The organism is Solirubrobacter ginsenosidimutans (assembly GCF_027587205.1).
In genome coordinates this window covers 1-4,603 of record NZ_JAPDOD010000110.1, presented here as the reverse complement: position 1 = coordinate 4,603, position 4,603 = coordinate 1, and the positions used below count along the sequence as shown (strand labels likewise).

At 68.4% G+C, this 4,603-nt stretch carries 3 protein-coding genes; 1 reads left to right on the top strand and 2 read right to left on the bottom strand.

Translation table 11 applies throughout. From position 1 onward, the window contains the following. Positions 1 to 676, top strand: a 676-nt coding sequence (locus OM076_RS44260) for a ZIP family metal transporter (protein ID WP_270046682.1), incomplete at its 5' end; no start/stop codon positions are given. Between the two features lie 3 nt (positions 677 to 679). On the opposite strand, the gene OM076_RS46660 is transcribed toward OM076_RS44260, so the two are convergent. Further along, positions 680 to 2,959: a helix-turn-helix transcriptional regulator gene (locus tag OM076_RS46660; RefSeq protein ID WP_270046681.1), complete on the bottom strand. Its 2,280-nt coding sequence runs from the start codon at positions 2,957 to 2,959 to the stop codon at positions 680 to 682. A gap of 87 nt (positions 2,960 to 3,046) precedes the next feature. Next, positions 3,047 to 4,588 (bottom strand): DUF1254 domain-containing protein, encoded by a 1,542-nt coding sequence (locus tag OM076_RS44250; protein ID WP_270046679.1) that lies wholly within the window; start codon positions 4,586 to 4,588, stop codon positions 3,047 to 3,049. Positions 4,589 to 4,603: the final 15 nt, after the last annotated feature.

The following is a 4,603-nucleotide window of genomic DNA, read 5'->3' as shown; positions in this document are numbered from 1 at the left end:
GATCATCGCGCTCGTGTTCAAGATCAACCTGCGCACGATCGGGCTGATCATGGCCTTCGGCGCGGGCGTGCTGATCAGCGCGCTCGCCTTCGACCTCGTCGAAGAGGCGGTCGACAAGTCGAGCGGCCACGGATGGGCGGTCGGCGGCCTCTTCGCCGGCTGTCTGGTGTTCTTCGGCGGCAACCTGTGGATCGACCGGCTCGGCGGCGGCGATCGCAAGGACCCGGACGGCGACCAAGAGAGCGGCTCGCCGCTCGCGATCGTGCTCGGAACGGTGCTCGACGGGATCCCGGAGTCCATGGTGATCGGGCTGACGATCTTCGAAGGTGGGGCGGTTGGCGCTGCCTACCTGGTCGCGGTCTTCATCTCCAACCTGCCCGAATCGATCTCCTCGACCTCCGGCCTGCTCAGCGCCGGCTGGAAGAAGTCGCGAATCCTCTGGATGTGGATCGCGATCGCGGTGATCTCCGGGCTCGCCTCACTCGCCGGCTACGGCCTGTTCCAAGACTCCTCGCCGGACACTGTCGCGTTCGTGCTGACGTTCGCGGCCGGCGCGATCCTGACGATGCTCGCGCAGACGATGATGCCCGAGGCGTACGAGCATTCCCCCAAGTACGTCGGGGTCGTGACGACGCTCGGCTTCGCGGTCGCGTTCACCATCCACACCCTCGATTGACGATCATCTCGCGAGGTCCATGGCCGGGTAGCGCTCGTCCTCCAGCAGGCCGAGCTCGATGGCGCGGTCGATCGCCTCGTCTCGCGATGACACGCCGAACTTGCGGTAGATCGAGATCGCCTGGGTCTTGATGGTCGTGCGCGAGAGGTGGAGCCGCTCGCCGATCTGGGGGAAGGCGAGATGGGTCGTCAGCAACGGCAGCAGGCGCAGCTCGGCGGCCGTGAGGCTGAGGGCCCACTCGCCACTCGGCGAAGTGCTCGCTTCGATGCGTGCACGCAGCTCGTGCGCCAGCTCGGTGAGCGCGCCGAGGTGCGGGCGGACACGCAGGATCGCTTCGGACTCGCTCAGCACCGTTGCCGCGACGCCGGGCTCTTTGAGCGCGAGGTGCACGCGCGCGAGCTCGAGTCCGGTCTGGATCGACAGCCATGCCATCCCGGGATTGAAGAGCGGGCGTAGACGATGGACCCTCGCGACGTCCTCTCGGGCGCGCTCCGTGTGCCCATGATGGACGGCCACCCGGGCCCTGACGGCCCAGGCGAGACCGCTCGCCAGGTAGTCGTCGATCTTCGCCGCTTCGGCCACCGCAACCGCTCGCTCGGCGTGCGTCGTGGCCTGCTCCCACGCGCCCGCTTCGATCGCCAGCAACGCGAGCTCGGCGAAGGCCAAGGTCTCTTCCTCCGACGAGCCGGCCGCTGCCGCGATCTCGGCGGTGAGCACGAGCGCGGCGCCGGCGCGCTCCGGATCGCCGAGGAAGGCATGCGCCGCACCGGTCGCAAGCTGCGCGGTCGGTCGCCACCAGCCTTCGGGGCCGAGTTGTTCCAGCGCCAGCTCGGCGTCCGCGAGCACTCCTTGGACCCCATCGGGACAGGTGTAGGCGCGCAGCGCCGCGAGCCACGGCTCGATCGAGGCGCTGCCGTCCGGGAGTTCGGGCGTCGCGGTGCTGGCTTGGGCCGCACGCTGGCAGCGCTCGCCCTCCGCGGCGCGTCCGGTCAGGAAATACACCCAGGCGCCGAGTACCGCGATGGTCGGGTAGCGACTGCGCAGCGCGTCGTCGTACCAGTCGAGCCATGACTCGATCGTGGTGACGCCGCCGGCGTAGTAGGTCGGCAGGACGAGCTCTTCGAAGATGCCCGTCATGACGTCGGTCTCGCCCGCCGCGTGGGCGTAGTGCAGCGCCGGCTCGGGCATTCCGTTGGCCTGACACCACGCCATCGCCCGGCGGTTGAGCTCGGGCAGGAACTCCGGCTCGCGCTGCTCGAGCTCGCTGCGCAGCAGGTCCTGGAACAGGTGGTGGTAGCGATACCAGGTGCGCGTGCGATCGAGCGGGACGAGGAAGCGATTCGAGCGCTCCAGCGACTCGAGCACACCCGCCGAGTCGGTCCGTCCCAGCACGGCGTCGCAGAGGCTCCCGCACATCCGCTCCAGCACCGAAGTGTGCGTCAGAAATCGCACTTCCTCGTCCGTCAGGCGCGAGAGCAACTCGAGCCGCAGATACTCGGCCACGAAGCGGTCCTCGCCGGTGAACGTCGAGACGCCGCAGCCACCGGCCTGCAACGAGAGCGCTGCCAGGTAGAGGCCCGCCGGCCATCCCTCGGTCCGTTCTGTCAGCTCACGGATGGCGGGCTCATCGAGCTCGACGCCTGCGCCGCGCAGCAACGCTCCCGCCTCCTCGGCGTTCAGCCGCAGATCCTCGACGCCCACCTCCAGCAGGCGTCTCTGCGATCGCAGCCGCGCCAACGGCAGGCCTGGCTCCTCTCGGCTGGAGAGGACGATGCGCGAGTGCTCCGGAACATGATTGAGCAGCGCCGCCACCGCGTCGAGGCTCGTCGGATCGGTCACGAAGTGCACGTCGTCGAGCACGAGCACGACCGGGTGCGCGACGGCCGAGAGTGCTGCGCACAGGCGCGGGATGCACGTTGACCACAGCGAGCGACCCGGCATCGACAACGCCTCGAACACCGACACGGGGATCGTGACGACCCGGTTCAGCGCCACCGCCACGTAGCGCAGCAACACCACCGGATCGTTGTCGCGTTCGTCCAGCGAGACCGTCGCGAACGAACGCTCGTCGCGCACCGCCAGATGCGCGAGCAGCGTGGTCTTGCCGAAACCGGCCGGCGCCACCACGCTCACCACGCGCCTCTCGGACGCGCAGAGCCGATCGATCAGCTGCGACTTCGCCACCGTGTCCGCGCGGAGCGCGGGCGGCGCCAACTTTGCTTCGATGAGATCGAACGAAGGCTCGGCGGTCTCAAGGGTCCCGCCGGCCTGAAGGCCAGACACACAGCGACCCTCGTTGCCCGCGGGGTGACCTGGCATCACCCGCAGAGGTTGAGTGGGTGATGCCAGGATGAGGCGGGTGGCGATGCGCTAGCTCACCAGCTCGAACTCGCCCGGCCTCCAGGTCTTGTCGAAGAAGGGCTGCAGCGGGCTGTAGAGGCGCAGAAGGGTGAACCAGCCCCTCTCAGGGTCGGTCTGGATCCAGTTGCCGGGGGGAACGTCGTCGGGCCGGGTGGGCGAGCAGTAGATGACGGTGGAGCCGTCGGCTTCGGCCGTCGCGGCGGGTGAGGGGTACTCCTGGCTGCCGGCTCGGGGATAGAGCTGGGGGGTCTGCAGCAAGGAACGGGTCTGGTTGTCGTAGAGGTTGATCGACCAGAACCGGGCCGCCGGGATGTCCTTGGGCAGGCTCAGCCGGTAGGTCTTCGCACCGTCGAAGGGTTCGCCGTCGGCGTCGACGCTGGCCTGGAGGTACTGCGACCCGACGCCGGTCAGCCTCATGCACATGGCCGGGGTGATGCAGGTCGCGATGTAGAACATCCAGGTGCGTGAGTGCAGCCGGCGGGCTCCCTTGTTCGGGTAGGGCTTGATGCCGTCCGGTGTGATCTCGGGCGGCGGGTTGGTGAACTCGAACCCGCCGACGAAGAGCCCGTTGAACCACGCGGTCTCGCCGTCGTAGTAGCGGAAGCCCTCGTTCGGGTGCGCGCCCACCCCCAGGGTCCGGGAGGCCGCATTGCCGACGGCGGCTGCCTCGTCGAGGATCTTGCGCAGTCGTTCGCCGGGCGCGAACTTCTCGTCCTTGACGATCCCGATCGCGGCGAACTGCCCGGCCAACTCGACATCGAGTGCTTCCGCCGGCTCCAACTGCACGAGCGCATCGAGCATCTCGTAGTGGCCGAAGTCGTTAGGCGCGATCGTGTTGATCGCCAGGCCTGTTCCCTCGACGAACCGGGGGCTCGTCGGAGCGGCCGGCTGGCCGAGCGGGCCCTTCCCGGTCAGATAGGCGCCGATGCTTGAGCCCAGGCCACCGGCGGCGTAGGGGTAGATCTTCAGTTCCTGCTTGATGCGGGCGACGGTCGGGGCGGGGTCGTCGCCGGGGTTCTCGTTGATGAACGCACGGCCGACGAGGAGCACGTGGTTGGTGCGCGAGTGACGGGCGTAGTAGCCGCCCTCGGGCAGCGGCCCGTCATGTCCAGGGCCGACCACCAGGTATTTGCCGCCCTGGCCGCGGTCCGCGCCGGGCAGACCGAAGTCGCTGATCCAGCGAAACCACATGTCGTCCAGGAGCCCCAGCGTGTCGGTTGGGGTTTCGAGCACCAGCGGGCCTTGCGACAGGTCCAGGAACGTCCAGAAGTAGACGGTGTCGGCGTTCGCCGTCAGGGCCAGCGTCCGGGAGTCCATCAGCTCGGAGAAGATCGCGACGTCGCCGTCCTCGATGCCAGCCTCCAGGAAGGCCTTCCTGATCGCGAAGACCGAGACCCCCTGGATGGTGTTCATGAGCGTCTCGACGCCGTGTAGGTAGTCGAGATGGTCGCGCAGCTTCTCCGCGGTCTCACCCTTCGGGTAACCGTCGGTGAACTCCAGGGCCCCGATCCCGGCCTTCACGCTCGACGGTGTCGTGATCGCAGTGGGCACAGGCGTCCTGGTTGC